We start from the raw sequence: 15,399 nt of genomic DNA on the forward strand, positions 1-15,399 counted from the left end.
ACGGTGCGTCGCCTATAACTCGTGTGGCCTGCGCGGCATTTTTTTCGGCCTGATGCGTTCCTTCGACGAAGCTCCACGCACGCGAGAAAGATATGAACTTCGAAACCGTACGTGTGTTCATCATGACGCGTGGCGTCGACTTTGCCATCATGGTCATCGGCGCGATTGCGCTGTGGATCATCGGGCGATGGCTCATCAACCTCGTCACGAGCGCGATGCGCAAGCTGCTCGCGCGCAATGGACGCGTAGATCCGACGCTTGCGCATTATCTCGGCTCGATCGTCGGCGTCATTCTCAATCTGCTGCTCATCCTCGCGATACTGCAGATATTCGGCGTTCAGACGACGTCGTTCGCGGCGCTGCTCGCCGGTCTCGGTCTCGCGATCGGCACGGCGTGGGGCGGGCTGCTCGCGCACTTCGCCGCGGGCGTGTTCATGCAGGTGCTGCGGCCATTCAAAGTGGGCGATTTCGTAACGGCGGGCGGCGTGACCGGCACGGTTACCGAACTCGGTCTCTTCGGCACGACGATCACGACGCCCGACAACGTCGCGGCCATCATCGGCAACAACAAGATCTTCTCGGACACGATCTGGAATTTCAGTCTGCTGCCGCATCGGCGCGTAGAGCTGACAGCGAAGATCGCGAACGGCGTCGATCCGCTCGACGCCATCGCGCGATTGAAGGATGCCGTCGCGAAGATACCGAACGTGGCGAGCTCGCCGCCGCCCGATGTCGAAGTGCTGTCGTTCACGCCGGAAGGACCGCTGTTGTGCGTGCGGCCCTATACCAACACCACGGATTACTGGCAGGTCTATTTCGACACGAATCGCGCGATCATCGAAACGTTCAAGCAAGCCGGGTATCCAACGCCCGAAACGCCGCTCGTGCGCCGGGTCGTGAATTGAAGCGCTTACGCCGCGCGAAAGCGCACTTCGTGTGACGGCAGACCGCCGAGCCGCTGCGCCACGTGATCGATGAACGCGCGCAGGCGCGGCGCTTCGTGGCGGCTCGGCGGCCAGAGAATCTGGAACACGCCTTCCGTGCGCATGTGCGCGCCGAGCACCGCGCGCAGCAGGCCGCCTTCCATCGCGCTCTTCGCGACGAAGTCGGGCACGCACGCGAGTCCCAGACCTGAGATGCATGCCGCGAGCACGGCTTCCATGTCGTTGAACGTGAGCGTCGCGTGGGGATCGATGGCGAACGTGTGATCGTCGCGTGCGAAGCGCCACGGTTCGGGGCGGCCACTCGCCGGCGAACGGAAACGGATGCACGCGTGACCTTCGAGATCGCCTGGCGTCGCGGGCTCGCCGTGACCCGCGAAGTAGGCAGGCGAGCCTACGACGACGGGACCATATTGCGCGAGCGGACGCGCCAGCAATTGCGAATCGGCGAGACGTCCCGTGCGGATCACGGCGTCATAGCCTTCCTGCGTGACATCGACGACGCGATCGCTGAAATCGATATCGAGTTCGATATCCGGATAGCGGCGCCTGAATTCCGGAACGAGCGGCATCAGAAGACGGCTGCCGAGCGAAGGCGCGCTGATGCGCAGCCGCCCGCGCGGCGACGATGTCGAATGAAACAACTCGCGCTCTGCTTCTTCGAGATCGGCGAGCATGCGTTTGCAACGCGCGAAGAAGCGTGCACCTTCATGCGTGAGACCGATACGGCGTGTCGTGCGGTTGAGGAGTTGCACGCCGAGCTTCGCTTCGAGCCGCATCACGCTCTTGCCGACCGCCGACGCCGACAGTCCGAGCGCGCGCCCTGCCGCCACGAAACTGCCCGATTCCGCCGCACGCACGAACGCGACCATGCCGGAGAGACTTTCCGTGGAAGGCGGCCCGCCGGGCGATGTCGTTGTGGAGGGCCCGTGCGAAGTCGGCGTTGAGACGGTCGTCATGTTCATGATCTGGCGGGAAGTGAGGCGCGACGGATTGCGCCCGTCTCCTGCAAGAACGTTCGTGACAGCGATTTATTCCCGAAACATCGCGATGATGCAAACGTTGCGCGTTATCCGTTCAGTTCTTCGTGCAGCGCGACGTATTCCTGCGCGAGCTTGTGACGCGGTTCCAGATAAATCATCGGACGCGCGTGTTGATGACTCTCGCGGATTTTCACGGAGAGCGACAGATGCGAATTGAGCACGGGCAGGTCTTCGCCGCGCAGTTCGTCGACGAGTTGCTGCGGCAGGCTCGCGCGCGGCTGGAACTGATTGATGACGATGCCTTCGACGCTCAGATCGGGATTGTGATCGTGGCGGATCTCTTGCACGTTATCGAGCACGGAATAGAGAGCGCGGCGGGAGAAGTCATCGCAATCGAAAGGGATGAGGCAAAGTTCGACCGCGATCAGCGCCGAGCGCGTGAAGAAGTTGAGTGCGGGTGGCGTGTCGATATAGACGGCGTCGTATTGTTGCAGGCCTTTCAGTGCGTCGCGCAGCTTGTAGATCTTGTAGCGCGATTCGAGCTTGCTTTGCAGCGCGTCGAGATTCGGATGCGAGGGCACGATGTCGAGATTGCCGAACGGCGTCGAATGAATGAACGATTCGAACGCAGGTTCGCGGAAGCTGTAGCTCAGGGCGGATTCGAAGAAGCTGGCGAGATTCGGTTGAGCTTCGCGGGCCTGTGCGCCTAGCAGGTACTGGCTGGCGTTGCCCTGCGGATCGAGGTCGATGACCAGTGTGCGCAGGCCGCGGGAGGCGCTGATCGCGGCGAGATTACAGACGATGGTGGACTTGCCAACGCCACCCTTTTGATTGAAGACCACACGGCGCATCGGGATTTTTTTCCTCGGGTTTGTGAACGGTCGGTTTTTTTGTATTTATTCAGTTGGGAGTTTGCTGTCGTGATCTTAGCGCATCAGAATTGTGGTTTTTTGGTTTGGTTCTTGGTTGTTGCCGGATCCCGTATTCTTTGTGGTCTATTAGCGTTGCCCCTGTGCGGGGCGGCACCTACTTTCTTTGCTGCTGCAAAGAAAGTAGGCAAAGAAAGCAGCTTCTCAGGCCCGCGGTCACACGCACGTTGAGTAGTTCTCTCGTCCACCGTGGCACTCGCCTAAAGAGTGCCCTCATCACAATTACCCGACTTGGCTCGCGCACGGTCTGCCATATTGCATCGCGTGGCTCGTTGGTTCAGCACCGAATAGCTCCAGCCCGCTTCGCGGCCGATGGGTTAATCGGGTACGCGAGCGCGCTCGCGTACCATCGGCTTTCCTCGCATACTCGACGGCAGCGCGCAGTGCTGTGCCGAAACTGTTTGGTGCTGAACCAGCGCGCTCAAAGTAATGGCAAGTCAGACCGTGCGCGAGCCAAGCCCGCTTAGGTGTTTGAGGGCACTCTTTAGGCGAGTGCCGCCGTGGACGAGAGAACTACTCAACGTGCGTGTGACCGCGGGCTTGAAAAGCTGCTTTCTTTGGTTACTTTCTTTGCAGCAGCAAAGAAAGTGACTGCCGCCCCGCACAGGGGCAACGCTAATAGACCACAAAGAAAACGGGATCCAGCGAAAAAACAAAAAATCAAGGAAAAGCAGGAATCGTAGGATCCGCCCCTTCGACATCGGCCTCCGGATGATGCCCCTTCACCAGCGCCTCAATCTCCTCCACGCGATCCTTCGCCACATCGACCATCATCAGCAGCTCACCTTCCTCGATAGCATGCTCGAAGCGCCGTAAGCGCGTATTCGGAATCCCCACGCCGATCATCGTAGCCGCCCACGCTCCGAACCCCATGCTCGCGAGCGTCATGCACACCACCGCACCGCCGGCAATCGTCAACCCCGCCGGCGGAAACGCCATCGCAACAAGTCCTGCAAGCGCGCCCGTCACACCACCCGCAGCCGTCCCGCGCGCAAGCGCAGGCAACAGATCGGAGCGTTGCACGAGCGTAGCCTGCGGCAAATCCTCCAGCGGTTCATGAGGCCGCGCAAGCACATGTATATGCCGCCATTCGATTCGCTTCAAAAGCAGTTCGTCGATGATCCCCTTTGCGCTCGCCACACTCGGGAGCAGAAAATAGATGCGCCGCATTTCGCGCCTCCCTATATCGAATCGCATGTATTCAATATAGACGACGCAAAGAAGCATGTTTTTCAATCAGCTTGCTTGATGCGCGCGCCGCGTTCATCGAAGAAATATATGCGCTCGCGATTCACGCGCACGCCCGCCGCGCCACCGATCTCGCCAGCAAATGTATTCGGCACCTTCGCGATCATCTGCTGCTCGCCGACGCTTATCGTGACCAGCGAATGGTCACCGATCAGCTCGACCGAATAGATGCGCCCCTGCCAGTCGCCCTCGCCTTGCGCGACGAGCGAACACTCCTCCGGACGCACGCCGAGCGTCGCCTGGCCTTCGTATCGAACGGGCGCGGCAAGCGAAACGGCCGACGCATCGAAACGTCCTTGCGCAAGCGTGCCGCGCAGAAAATTCATCGGTGGCGAACCGATGAAGCCCGCCACGAACAGGTTCGCCGGATCGGAATAAATGCGCGCGGGCGTATCGAGCTGCTGCAGCGCGCCCTTGTCGAGCACGGCTACGCGATGCGCAAGCGTCATCGCTTCGATCTGATCGTGCGTCACGTAGATCGTCGTGATGCCAAGCTCATGCTGCATATGCTTGAGCTCCGCGCGCATATGGCCGCGCAGCTTCGCATCGAGATTGGAGAGCGGCTCGTCCATCAGGAACGCGGCGGGCCGCCGCACGATCGCGCGCGCGAGGGCCACGCGCTGACGCTGCCCGCCCGACAACTGACGCGGCAATCGCGACAGCAACGGTTCGAGCTGCACGCTCGCGGCCACTTCGCGCACGGCGGCATCGATCTCGGCCTTCGGACGCTTTCTCACGATCAGCGGATACGCAATGTTCTCGAACACCGTCTTGTGCGGATAGAGCGCGTACGACTGAAACACCATCGCTACATCCCGATCGCGCGGCAGCCGATGCGTGACATCGGAATCGCCCACGAAGACCGCGCCCTCCGTCGCCGATTCGAGACCCGCGACGATGCGCAGCGCCGTCGTCTTGCCACAGCCGGATTCGCCAAGCAGCACGAGAAATTCACCAGCCTGCACATCGAGCGATAGGTCGCGCAAGACGCGCGTGTCGCCGAACGTCTTGCCGACGCTTCTCAACGACACGCTCTTCGACTGCCGCGCCGCCGCGATCTTCGAGAGGCGAGCGTCGTCGACCTTCACCGCCTCGCTATCCATGACCGTCATCCTTTCACGGCTCCCACGAGAATGCCCCGCACGATGAAGCGCTGCAACGTGAGCGTCAGCAACATCACCGGCAGGATCATGATGAGTATCAGCACCGACATGTTCCACCACTGCGGACCGCGCGTCGCGTTCTGCGCGGCGACGAGCAACGGCATCGTCTGCGCATTCGCGGTCGTCAGAAAGAGCGCGAACAGGTACTCGTTCCACGAAAGAATCAGCACGAGCAGACTCGTTGCGACGAGGCCCGGCGCGACGAGCGGAAGCACGATGCCAAAGAGAATCGAGAAGCGCGTCGCGCCATCGATCTGCGCGCTTTCTTCGATCTCGCGCGGCACGCCATCGAAGAAATCGAACATCAGCCAGACGACGATCGGCAGGTTCGCCGTCGCATACGTGATGATGAGTGCGAGATGCGTGTCGAGCAGGCCCGCATCTCTGAACATGAGATAGATTGGAATCACCGTGACGACCGGCGGCAAGATGCGTTGCGATACGACCCAGAACAGGATGTCGTCGTTGTTCAGATGCCTGTGCGCGCGCCGCACGATGGGCCGCAAGAGCAGAAAGAAAAGCGCGAACGCAACGGCAATTGCAATACGCATATCGACATGGCCCCACGCCACCGCGGCGATCAGCAAGCCAATCAACAACACGCCGAGTCCGACCGCTGCAACGGGCGGTCGATACACGATGCGCGCGAGCGCATACGCCGCCATCGAGCCGAGAAACACGCACGCCGCCGTGCCGCATGTCGCCACGATCAGCGAGTTCATATAAGGCCGATACGTGTCCGGCCCGAGATCGACGAAGACGTAATACCACGCATCGAGATGCGGCGTGAAGTCGACGAACGGAAGGTAGAGCGGTCCTGTCGATACATCGACCGGCAGCTTGAACGACGTGATCGCCATCCAGTAAAGCGGAAACAGCACGACGAGCGACCAGAAGCCGAGCAGAAGATACGCGACGATTTTTGCGCCGATCGGCAATTCATCCAGACGCGCGGGCACGAACCAGCGTTTCATCGTGCTCATCATGACGCTCCCCGCGCGCGCCGCACGACGAACTGAAAGAACGATACACACGCGATCGTCGAGACGAAAAACAGCATGTACGCCACGGCCGATGCGCCGCCGAGATTCAGCGCGCGCCATTCAATGAACGCGTGCAGGGTCATCGATTCCGTTGCGATGCCGGGGCCGCCATTGGTCAGCACGTTCGGCAGATCGACGATCTTGAACGCTTCGATCAGACGGATCAGCACCGCGCTCGCGGCAACGGGCGCGATCGATGGCCACGTGACATCGCGGAACACGCGCCATGCCGAAGCGCCATCGAGCTGCGCCGCCTCGATCTGTTCGCGCGACGTGCCTTCGAGCGCCGCGAGCATCACGAGAAACATGAACGGCACCCACTGCCATGTATCGCCGATCACGACGACGAGCCGCGCAAGCCACGGGTCCGCCGCCCACGCGATCTGGCCGAGCCCGAGCCACGACCATAGCGGCGCGAGCGGGCCGACGGATGTATCGGCCATCATGCGGAACATGTATGCGATGCCCACGGGCGTCACCATCAACGGCAGAAAGAACAGCAGGCGAAAGAAGCGCCCGCCCGCGAGCGGCAACGTGCACAGATACGCGAGCGCCAGTCCGATGAAGAACTGCAACGCGACGCCGAGCACGACATAGAAAATCGTCACCATGAGGCTGCCGAGCGCGCCGCCGCCACCCAGCGTGTTCGCTGCGAGCCACACGAGCGCGAGGAACGCGCACGCGGCGATCAGACGCCCGAGCGCGCCCATGATCGAGCGTCGTCCATGTACTGCATAGCGATAGAACCAGTAGAACACTGCGAGCATGGCGAACGCCATCGTCGCAACGCTGACTACTCCAGGCGCGCGGAATACGCCGGTGAAATGATATTGCTGGCTGCCGGAAAAAAGCCGCGCATAGTTGCGCAGGCCCGTGAACGTCAGTTGGTATCCGCCCTCGCCCAGTTCAAAACGCGTGAGCGAAAGATAAGCGGACGTCACGAGCGGAAAGATAGAGAACGCGAGAATCAGCAGCACGGTCGGCAGCACGAATACGAAAGGCGCTTGCCGGTCGAGCCAGTTCGCGGCGCGCGCGCGCGAGCTTCGTTCGTGTGCGGCGACAGGCGTTGCGTGCGACGGCGTAGTCATCGTGTCTCCATGCGAAGCGGGCACGTTGAGATGCGCGCCCGCTTCCGTGCTCACTTCGCGCCAATGGACGCCTTGTACGCGCGCAACTGCATGTCCTTGCCGAGATCGTCGGTGATTTCGCTCCAGCCCGTGTCGATGGCCTTCATCGTCGCGTCCGCATCGATCTCACCCGCGACGAAGCGCGCGACCGCCGTATCGAGCACGACCTGTTCATAGCGCTGATTCTGCGGAATCCGCAGATCGATGATCATGTTCGGGCTTTGCAGGCTTTGCTGTATCGCGCCGAGATACGACTTCGCGGCGGCGTCGCTCATGCCGGCTTTCTTCCACGCGGACATGTCCGTGAATTGCGAGCGCCGATAAGGATTGAAGCCCGATGCGCCGATCGTCACATCCACGTTCGATTGCGCCGGCTGGCTCATGAACGACAGGAACGCATAAGCCGCCTCCTTCACCTTCGGCTTGGCCTTCGCGTTGACGCCGCCCGACCATCCGCCGAACGCCGCGAAGGGTGCATGATTCACGCCGTCGATCGCATAGGGGCAACGCGTCTTGTCGCACGGCACGAGCTTGCCCGTGTCGCGATCGACGACCTTGCGCGAGCCCGGCAGGATCACCGCGCCGACCTTGTCGATCACCTTCGACTGCTTCGGATCGATAGCGAGCACGCCGACATCGCCCCAGTCGAGCGTCAATGCGCAATGTCCGGAGATGAACGCGCTGCGCGTATCGCCGACATCGAGATTGATTTCGTTGGGCGGCCCGTACGTGGTCGATTCCTTGTAGATGCGCAGTGCTTCCTTGAAGCCGTCGTTGTTCACGAGCGACTTGAAGTTGCGCGGATCGAAGAACGCGCCCTGCGCCGTGCCCTTCGACTGCAGATAACCGCCCGCGATGGAAATGATCGCCCAGTAAGCCTGCGCGTTGCGCTTCTTCGAGATGCACGAGCCCGCCACCGGCTTGCCGTCGCCGCCGAACACCTTGCCGTTGGCCGCCTTCGCGATGTCGAGATAGTCATCCCACGTCTTCGGCGGCGCCTTGCCGAGCTGTTGAAGAATATCCGTGCGGTAATAGACCATCTGGAAATCGCCATCGAGCGCGACGAGATAAGTCTTGCCGTTGAACTTCTGCGAGAAGTCGACGAAGAACGGCATGACGTCGTCCTCTTTCAGCGCCGCATCTTTCGCGACGCGCTGCGTCAGGTCTTCGAGAAAGCCGCCCTTGGTGTAATCGACCATCCATTGCGGCGCGAATACGGCAGCATCGACGGAGTTCGTGCCCGAAGCCCAGTCCGTCAAAAGCTTCTGATAGAGGTCAGAGAATGGCACAGTCAGCACGTTCACCTTCGCGCCCGTCAGCTTTTCGAACTCGGGCGCGCGGCGTTGCAGCGGCTCCGCGATCTGCGGACCGACGAAGGTCATCACGTTGATGGTCACGCCCTTGAAGTCCTCGGCCGCTATCGCCGGCGACGCGGCCACACATGCGGCCGCGAGTGCGGTCGCAGCGCCCGCTTGCTTGAACAGGTTCATTGTGTGTCTCCTTCATTGCGGTTGACTACGCTTCTTCGTCTCTCTCTGTCCTTCTCGTCTCTTACTCCCTGAACAAATCGGGCCGCTCCATCGAGAAGCGCCGCAGTTCCGCGACTACTTCATCCAGATGAACATGCATCGCGTGGGCGGCGGCATCGCCGTCGCGCGCGCGTATCGCATCGGCGATACAAGTGTGTTCCGCGAGCGTATGCGCGTGACGCTCGGGACTCGCCATCAAACGGCGCGCGCGATCGAGCGCATTGCGCGATGCCGCGACGATTTCCTTCACGCGCGGCAAGTCGATCGCGTCGAGAAGCAACGCGTGAAACGCGAGATCGAGCAGATGAAATTCGCGGCGCAAACCTTGCTGCACCGCATCGCGTTCGCGTTCGAGATTGGCGTCGAGCGCATCGAGCGTGGTGTCGTCGCAGGTAGCGGCAAGCGTGCGCACGGTCTCCACTTCGAGCGCGCTGCGAATGAACAGATGCTGGCGTATGTCGTGCATGACGATGGGCATCACGCGCGTACCGCGTTGCGGCAACACTTCGACGAGACCCGCAGCCGCGAGCTTCGCCAATGCAGACGAAACCGGAAAGCGCGATACGCCCATGCGCTCGCACACCGCAAGCTTGTCGATCATCATGCCCGGCTCCATCGACAGATTGACGATGGCCGCGCGCAGTGCCTCCTCGACCGCGTCGGTGAGGTTGCCGCGCTCCGTACCTTGCAGGCGCGGCAGTGCGCGGTAAGGGTCGGCGGCAAGACTGTTTTCATTCGTCGATGTGCTCACGCCGCCCTTGCTTTAGCACTAACATGCTAGCAGGCTAGGAGGCGAAGCAAGCGTTGTCAATGTCGTTTGCGCCCGTGCGTTGCAGCATATTCAGGCCTTTATACAAGGCTTCGTTTAAGGAGGAGATGAACATGACCCGCATCACCAGGCTCTCCGTGCGCGATATCCGTTTCCCCACATCGCGTTCGCTCGACGGCTCAGACGCCATGAACGCCGCACCCGATTATTCGGCCGCCTACGTGATACTCGAAACCGATGCGCCCGCGCTCGCCGGACACGGCCTCACGTTCACCATCGGGCGCGGCACCGAAGTCGTCGTCGCGGCGGTCGAGGCACTCGCGCCGCTCGTCGTCGGCAGGACGATCGAAGATATCGCCGCGGACATGGGCGGCTTCTGGCGCGCGTTTACATCGGATAGTCAACTCCGCTGGATCGGTCCGGAGAAAGGCGTGATCCATCTCGCGACCGCTGCCGTCGTCAACGCGGTATGGGACCTCTGGGCCAAGAGCGAAAAGAAGCCTGTGTGGAAACTGCTCGTCGACATGAGTCCGGAAGAGCTCGTGCGCTGTCTCGACTTCCGCTATGTGACCGACGCAATCACGCCCTCAGAAGCGCTCGCGTTGTTGAAGCGCCTGCATGGCACGCGCGGCGAACGCGAGAAGGAAATGCTTGCGCAGGGTTTTCCCGCGTACACGACATCCGCCGGCTGGCTGGGTTACGACGACGACAAGATCCGCCGGCTGGCGCGCGAAGGCGTCGCGGCGGGCTGGACGCATTTCAAGCAGAAGGTCGGCGGCGATCTCGAAGAAGACATGCGCCGCGCGCGCATCCTGCGTGAGGAAATCGGCCCTGACCGCAAGCTGATGATGGACGCCAATCAGGTGTGGGAAGTCGATGAAGCCATCGCCAACATGCGTCGTCTCGCGGCGTTCGATCCGTGGTGGATCGAAGAGCCGACGAGCCCCGACGACGTGCTCGGTCACGCCGAGATACGCCGGCGTCTCGCACCGATGATCGGCGTCGCGACGGGCGAGCATTGTCAGAATCGCGTGATCTTCAAGCAGTTGCTGCAGGCCGAAGCAATCGACTTTTGTCAGATCGATAGCTGCCGACTCGGCGGCTTGAACGAAGTGCTCGTCGTACTCCTGATGGCCGCGAAGTTCGGCGTGCCGGTCTGCCCGCATGCGGGCGGCGTCGGCCTATGCGAGTATGTGCAGCATATTTCGCTGTTCGACTACATCTGCGTATCGGGCTCGCTCGATCATCGCGTGCTCGAATACGTCGATCATCTGCACGAGCATTTTCTCGATCCCGTCGTCATCAGGAACGGGCGTTACATGCCGCCGCGGTTGCCCGGCTATAGCATCGAGATGCACGCGGCATCGCTCGAACGATACGAATTCGGCAAAGGAGAAGCATGGCGCACATGAACGCACCTTCGTGGCAGGACGTGCTCGCTCAAACCGAACGCGCGCTCGCATGCGGCGCGTTGCGTTCGTTCGATACGGCGCGAAGCGTGATCGAAGATGGCGGCGTGCGCTTTCTCGTGCGTCAGGCGGCGAATGTCGCGCGCAAGGAGCAGGCGTCGAAGCTCGCGGCGAAGTCCGCCGCCGACGCCGCAAGCGAATGGCGCGATCCGTTTTCGCCCTGCGAGGAAGCGTTGCGTGTCGGCGATATCGGCGAGCGGCACTTTCTGTTGCTCAACAAGTTCAACGTGCTCGCGCATCATCTGCTGATCGTGACGACGGAATTCGAGCCGCAAGAAGCGCTGCTCGGCGAGGATGACTTCGCCGCGCTCCGTGCATGCCTCGATCGCTTCGACGGGCTCGGCTTCTATAACGGCGGCGCGGTCGCCGGATCGAGTCAGCCGCACAAGCATCTGCAGATGGTGCCCTTGCCGCTCGACGGCCACGCGTTGCCGATCGAAGCGGCGCTCGAAGCGTCGCGCACGAACGGCATCTTTCGCGCGCCGCAACTCGCGTTCGCGCACGCGGCCGCTTGGCTCGACGACGCCGGCGCCGCCGACATACACGCGACCTATCTGCACTTGCTGGAGGCGATCGGCGTGCAGCCGCTCGATGTCGTCGGCGTCGCGCATCAGGGCGCGCCCTATAACCTGCTCGTCACGCGGCGCTGGATGCTCGCGGTGCCGCGCAGCGTGTCGCATATCGAAGGCGTCGCGGTCAATGCGCTCGGCTTCGCGGGCTCGCTCTTCGTGCGCGACGACGCGCAACGCGGCATCGTCGAGAAGCTCGGGCCGATGAAACTGCTCGCGAGCGCAGCCGTCTCTTGAAATCGGCTTTGCGTGCCCGCATGTCGGCTTCCAGACATCTGGAGTTTACAGACCATGGGAAGCCGGCCTCAATTCATCGACGATCTTGCGCGCGGCACGCAAGACGCCTCGCTCGATCGCAGCGGCAGTATCGACAATATCGACGATAGCGCCCTGCTCGACGCCTATTCGCGCACGGTCATCGGCGCGCTCGAGCGCGTGCAGCAAGCCGTCGTGTTCATCGCCGTCGAGCGTCAGATTGCCGACGCGCGCGGCACACGGCGGAATGTCGGCGGCACGGGCTCGGGCTTCATTTTCACGCCCGACGGCTATCTGCTGACGAATAGCCATGTCGTGCACGGCGCGACGCATATCGTCGTCACGCTCGCGGATGGCGCGCGTTTCGATGCCGATCTCGTCGGCGACGATCCTGCAAGCGATCTCGCCGTGTTGCGCATCGGTTCGGCGGAGCCGCTGCCGCATGTCGAACTGGGCGAGTCGGGCAGCCTGCGCGTGGGTCAGATCGCGATCGCGGTCGGCAATCCGCTCGGGCTCGCGCAGACCGTCACCACGGGCGTCGTGTCGGCGCTCGGCAGAACCTTGCGCTCGACCTCGGGCCGCATGATCTACGACGTCATCCAGACCGATGCCGCGCTCAATCCCGGCAATTCCGGCGGCCCGCTCATCAATTCGGCGGGGCAAGTGATCGGCGTGAACACGGCCATCATCTCCGGCGCACAGGCGATCTCGTTCGCGACCGCGATCGATACGGCGAAGTGGGTCATCATGCAGATCTTCGCTCACGGGCGCGTGCGGCGCGCGTATATCGGCGTGGCGGGGACGACAACGCCGATCTCGCGGCGCGTGCAGCGCTTCTTCGAACTCGCGTCCGCAAGCGGCGTGCATGTGATGGAGATCGTGAAAGGCAGCCCGGCCGCGCTCGGCGGATTGCGCACGGGCGATCGCATCGTCGCGGTGGATGACATCGCCGTCGATAGCGTCGATGGTTTGCAGCGCACGCTGGACGCATCGCGTATCGACAAGGCGGTCAAGATTTCGGTGCTGCGCGGCACGCAGAAGCTCAATATCGACGTGACGCCCGTCGAGCAGACGGGTTGACGCGGCAGCGGCGCGCGCTCTTGCGAACACGCGCCGCTACACGTCGCTTCCCTTCATCTTCTGCTGCCGGTCTCCCGCGCCGGTTCTCCTGCTGGCCCCGTGGTTCGTCCGGGCGCATTGGCGAAAGCGCCGGTCACGCGCTCGCGCAAAGCAGCGGCATCGCGCCGCAACAGTCCGTTCGTCGACGCCGCCATCAACACATCGATGCGCCGCAGCCAGTATTCAGGCCGCATCACGGCATGGCGCGCGCACTTGCCGTGTGGGTTTGTCGCGACGCGTTCGAGCTCCGCGATCATTCGCCCGATGTGCGCGAGTTCGTCCTGTGCGTGTTGATCGACGCTCACGGGCGCCTCCTCCCGTCTCCCGCGTCTGAATTGCAGCGCGGGCTCCATCCTCCTAAACGGCACAACCCGACGGTTTATTCCAGCGCCGGAAGCAAACAATGCGAAACAGGGGCGTGGCCCGCGCTTTGCGCTATTCGCGATGTATCGACGGCTATGTGCGCTAACAGGCGGTCGCGCGTGCGCGGCTCCGGCCTAATGCGAAGGCAGGCAGCATTCGCGCGCACGGGCCGCCCCGTCGAACGATCTGCCCTGTCGGGGAAGGTCCTAAAAAAGGATTGCCAATGATCATGCACAAGAAAAACCAGACGGCCACGCGCCGCGAAGCATTCCGCTGCACCGGCGCGCAACTCGACGCCATCTTGCGGTTCGCCGAGGAACGCAAGCTCGACAATCAGCCGCTGCATATCGTCGTTGCCGAATACTGGCGCTATCAGGCGCACGCGAAAGCGGCCTGATCGTCCGGTCCGTATGACGTGCTCGCGAGTTTCGATGCAGCGCCCATGCGGGCGTGGCAGGACTATTGTCCCGAAAGCACGCGTTGCTTGAGCACCCAGATCGCGGTCGGCACCGCGTAGTATCCGCTCACGTTGCCGGTGACGAGCTTGCCCGTCACCTGGATGCGCGCGTTTTCCGTGGGCGTCGCGTCGATGATCTGCACCGCCGACACGTTCGATTGCTGACGCCCGCCTTGGCCTGCGCCCGCGCTCGTCACGCAGACCGGGCTCGATAGCGAAAGCACCCACGCGGATTTCGCCGATGCATCGCCTTCATGCGCGGCCTGGCGTGTCGCCGTGCCTTCCAGCGTGACGACATCGCCGTCGTTATAGCAAGGCGCCGCCGCCGCGGAGCCTGCCATCAGCACGAGCAACCAAGCACAGGCTTTCGCAGTCATTCGAACCTCGCGAAGAGCGCGTATGACGCGCGGATCCGGGAAAGAAGCTCAGCTACTTTAGGGGATAGCGGTTGGGGTCGCAACCCGCGGCGCACAGTCATCGGAGCATTCCTTACAAAATCATCATGCTGGAACGCCCGTTGCTGAACTTGATCTGACCAATTAAACAGCGCGGAAGACGGATCTTAAGGCCGCGCCTACATAAGACATCTGTTGCTCGGTCCGTGAAGCCTGCGGACCGACAGAGGGGGCGACGATGAACCAGGTGATAGTTGGAGTGTTCGGGTCTTATCGGGACGGACATGATGCATTACGCGCTTTGCAACTCGCAGGTTTGCGGCGCGACGACGCACATCTTTATCGGGCTGGGCGTGGCGAGATCGACATCGATGCATTGCTGCCGCCAGCACACGACGAAGACGATGCCGAATACGCCGCGCATGGCGAGCACCAGGGCGTGATCGGCGCACGCAACCGCTTCGTGCCGCACGAGCCGCACGAGCCGCTTGCGCCGCGCCCGCCCGCGCCACACGCCGCCGACGACGCCACGCCCCAGCGCACCTTGCTCGTCATCCGCATGACGGACGATATCAAGCCGGGCGCTATCGGCGAGCTGCTGCACGAGCATGGCGCGATCGCTGTCAAGGACCCAAGCGGCCACTGGCGTTTCTCGCCGTTCCGGAATCCGGCACGCGCCTGAGCGTCCGCATTCAATGCATGCCGGGATGAGGTTTGCGTGCGTTGGGCCAGACGTTGGCATCGGCGCGCGCGTCTTCGCCGGTCGCATCGTCTTGCGTTGGCTCGTTCGCGAGGTCGCGCGCTTCCTGCGCCGCCGCGGCCGCGCGCAACCTTCGACAATGCGCCGAATGGCGGAATGTCGCGAGCATGCGGACGACTTCGCGGGTTCTCGTCCTCATTGTTGCCTCCCTCGAAGCAGTTGAGAAACTACTTTAAGTGTAGGCGGCAAATCCTCGGGTGCAAGGCGTTCGGCGAAATAATGATCAGGCGCGAAAAAAACCGGACGGTTGCTTGCGCAAACGTCCGGCTTTTTTTTCACT

General features: G+C 62.3%; 17 protein-coding genes. 6 read left to right on the forward strand and 11 right to left on the reverse strand.

All coding sequences use genetic code 11. The features are described from left to right. Positions 1-92 precede the first annotated feature (92 nt). Entirely contained in the window at positions 93-905 is an 813-nt protein-coding gene (locus AWB77_RS23415) for a mechanosensitive ion channel family protein (RefSeq protein WP_061136833.1), read from the forward strand. 5 nt (positions 906-910) lie between these two features. On the opposite strand, the gene AWB77_RS23420 is transcribed toward AWB77_RS23415, so the two are convergent. The 8 genes from AWB77_RS23420 to AWB77_RS23455 all read right to left on the reverse strand — a co-directional run bounded on the left by AWB77_RS23420 (position 911) and on the right by AWB77_RS23455 (position 9,714). Then, positions 911-1,813: a LysR family transcriptional regulator gene (locus AWB77_RS23420; RefSeq protein ID WP_061136834.1), complete on the reverse strand. Its 903-nt coding sequence runs from the start codon at positions 1,811-1,813 to the stop codon at positions 911-913. A 197-nt stretch (positions 1,814-2,010) separates the two neighbouring features. Then, positions 2,011-2,775 (reverse strand): ParA family protein, encoded by a 765-nt coding sequence (locus AWB77_RS23425; protein ID WP_061136835.1) that lies wholly within the window; start codon positions 2,773-2,775, stop codon positions 2,011-2,013. 738 nt (positions 2,776-3,513) lie between these two features. Further along, positions 3,514-4,023, reverse strand: a complete 510-nt coding sequence (locus AWB77_RS23430; RefSeq protein WP_061137019.1) for a hypothetical protein — start codon at positions 4,021-4,023, stop codon at positions 3,514-3,516. 62 nt (positions 4,024-4,085) lie between these two features. After that, complete coding sequence (locus tag AWB77_RS23435; protein WP_279616193.1) at positions 4,086-5,204, reverse strand: ABC transporter ATP-binding protein; 1,119 nt, start codon at positions 5,202-5,204, stop codon at positions 4,086-4,088. Between the two features lie 5 nt (positions 5,205-5,209). Beyond that, positions 5,210-6,247: a carbohydrate ABC transporter permease gene (locus AWB77_RS23440; protein WP_061137021.1), complete on the reverse strand. Its 1,038-nt coding sequence runs from the start codon at positions 6,245-6,247 to the stop codon at positions 5,210-5,212. Beyond that, the gene (locus AWB77_RS23445; protein ID WP_061137022.1) at positions 6,247-7,395 is read right to left on the reverse strand and encodes a carbohydrate ABC transporter permease; all 1,149 of its coding nucleotides are present in this window, start codon (positions 7,393-7,395) and stop codon (positions 6,247-6,249) included. The genes AWB77_RS23440 and AWB77_RS23445 overlap by 1 nt, the downstream gene beginning before the upstream one ends. 50 nt (positions 7,396-7,445) lie before the next feature. Then, complete coding sequence (locus AWB77_RS23450; RefSeq protein WP_061136836.1) at positions 7,446-8,924, reverse strand: extracellular solute-binding protein; 1,479 nt, start codon at positions 8,922-8,924, stop codon at positions 7,446-7,448. Positions 8,925-8,985: 61 nt separating this feature from the next. Further along, entirely contained in the window at positions 8,986-9,714 is a 729-nt protein-coding gene (locus AWB77_RS23455; RefSeq protein WP_061136837.1) for a GntR family transcriptional regulator, read from the reverse strand. 131 nt (positions 9,715-9,845) lie between these two features. On the opposite strand from AWB77_RS23455, the gene AWB77_RS23460 reads away from it, so the two are divergent. From AWB77_RS23460 to AWB77_RS23470, 3 genes are read left to right on the forward strand one after another with little or no spacing between them, the layout of a single operon-like run. Next, a complete protein-coding gene (locus AWB77_RS23460; RefSeq protein WP_061136838.1) occupies positions 9,846-11,144 on the forward strand; it encodes an L-fuconate dehydratase in 1,299 nt (432 codons plus the stop codon). Further along, positions 11,132-12,007 carry an ATP adenylyltransferase family protein gene (locus AWB77_RS23465; RefSeq protein WP_061136839.1) on the forward strand — a complete coding sequence of 292 codons (876 nt, stop codon included), beginning with the start codon at positions 11,132-11,134 and terminating at the stop codon, positions 12,005-12,007. Before AWB77_RS23460 ends, AWB77_RS23465 begins: the two co-directional genes overlap by 13 nt. 54 nt (positions 12,008-12,061) lie before the next feature. Further along, positions 12,062-13,105 (forward strand): S1C family serine protease, encoded by a 1,044-nt coding sequence (locus AWB77_RS23470; protein WP_061136840.1) that lies wholly within the window; start codon positions 12,062-12,064, stop codon positions 13,103-13,105. Positions 13,106-13,158: 53 nt separating this feature from the next. Here the strand turns inward: AWB77_RS23470 and AWB77_RS23475 are convergent, their stop codons facing one another. Continuing rightward, positions 13,159-13,449, reverse strand: coding sequence for a hypothetical protein (locus AWB77_RS23475; RefSeq protein ID WP_061136841.1), 291 nt, complete (start codon positions 13,447-13,449; stop codon positions 13,159-13,161). Between the two features lie 287 nt (positions 13,450-13,736). Between AWB77_RS23475 and AWB77_RS36065 the strand changes: the two genes are divergently transcribed. Next, positions 13,737-13,904, forward strand: coding sequence for a hypothetical protein (locus AWB77_RS36065; protein WP_157694903.1), 168 nt, complete (start codon positions 13,737-13,739; stop codon positions 13,902-13,904). 62 nt (positions 13,905-13,966) lie between these two features. On the opposite strand, the gene AWB77_RS23480 is transcribed toward AWB77_RS36065, so the two are convergent. Continuing rightward, entirely contained in the window at positions 13,967-14,341 is a 375-nt protein-coding gene (locus AWB77_RS23480; RefSeq protein ID WP_082852741.1) for a hypothetical protein, read from the reverse strand. 256 nt (positions 14,342-14,597) lie between these two features. On the opposite strand from AWB77_RS23480, the gene AWB77_RS34725 reads away from it, so the two are divergent. Next, positions 14,598-15,041, forward strand: a complete 444-nt coding sequence (locus AWB77_RS34725; RefSeq protein WP_074168953.1) for a hypothetical protein — start codon at positions 14,598-14,600, stop codon at positions 15,039-15,041. A 10-nt stretch (positions 15,042-15,051) separates the two neighbouring features. Here the strand turns inward: AWB77_RS34725 and AWB77_RS36070 are convergent, their stop codons facing one another. After that, positions 15,052-15,258 carry a hypothetical protein gene (locus tag AWB77_RS36070; RefSeq protein ID WP_157694904.1) on the reverse strand — a complete coding sequence of 69 codons (207 nt, stop codon included), beginning with the start codon at positions 15,256-15,258 and terminating at the stop codon, positions 15,052-15,054. Positions 15,259-15,399: the final 141 nt, after the last annotated feature.

It is taken from the genome of Caballeronia fortuita, assembly GCF_001544835.2.
In the GTDB taxonomy this organism is placed as follows: Bacteria; Pseudomonadota; Gammaproteobacteria; order Burkholderiales; family Burkholderiaceae; genus Caballeronia; species Caballeronia fortuita.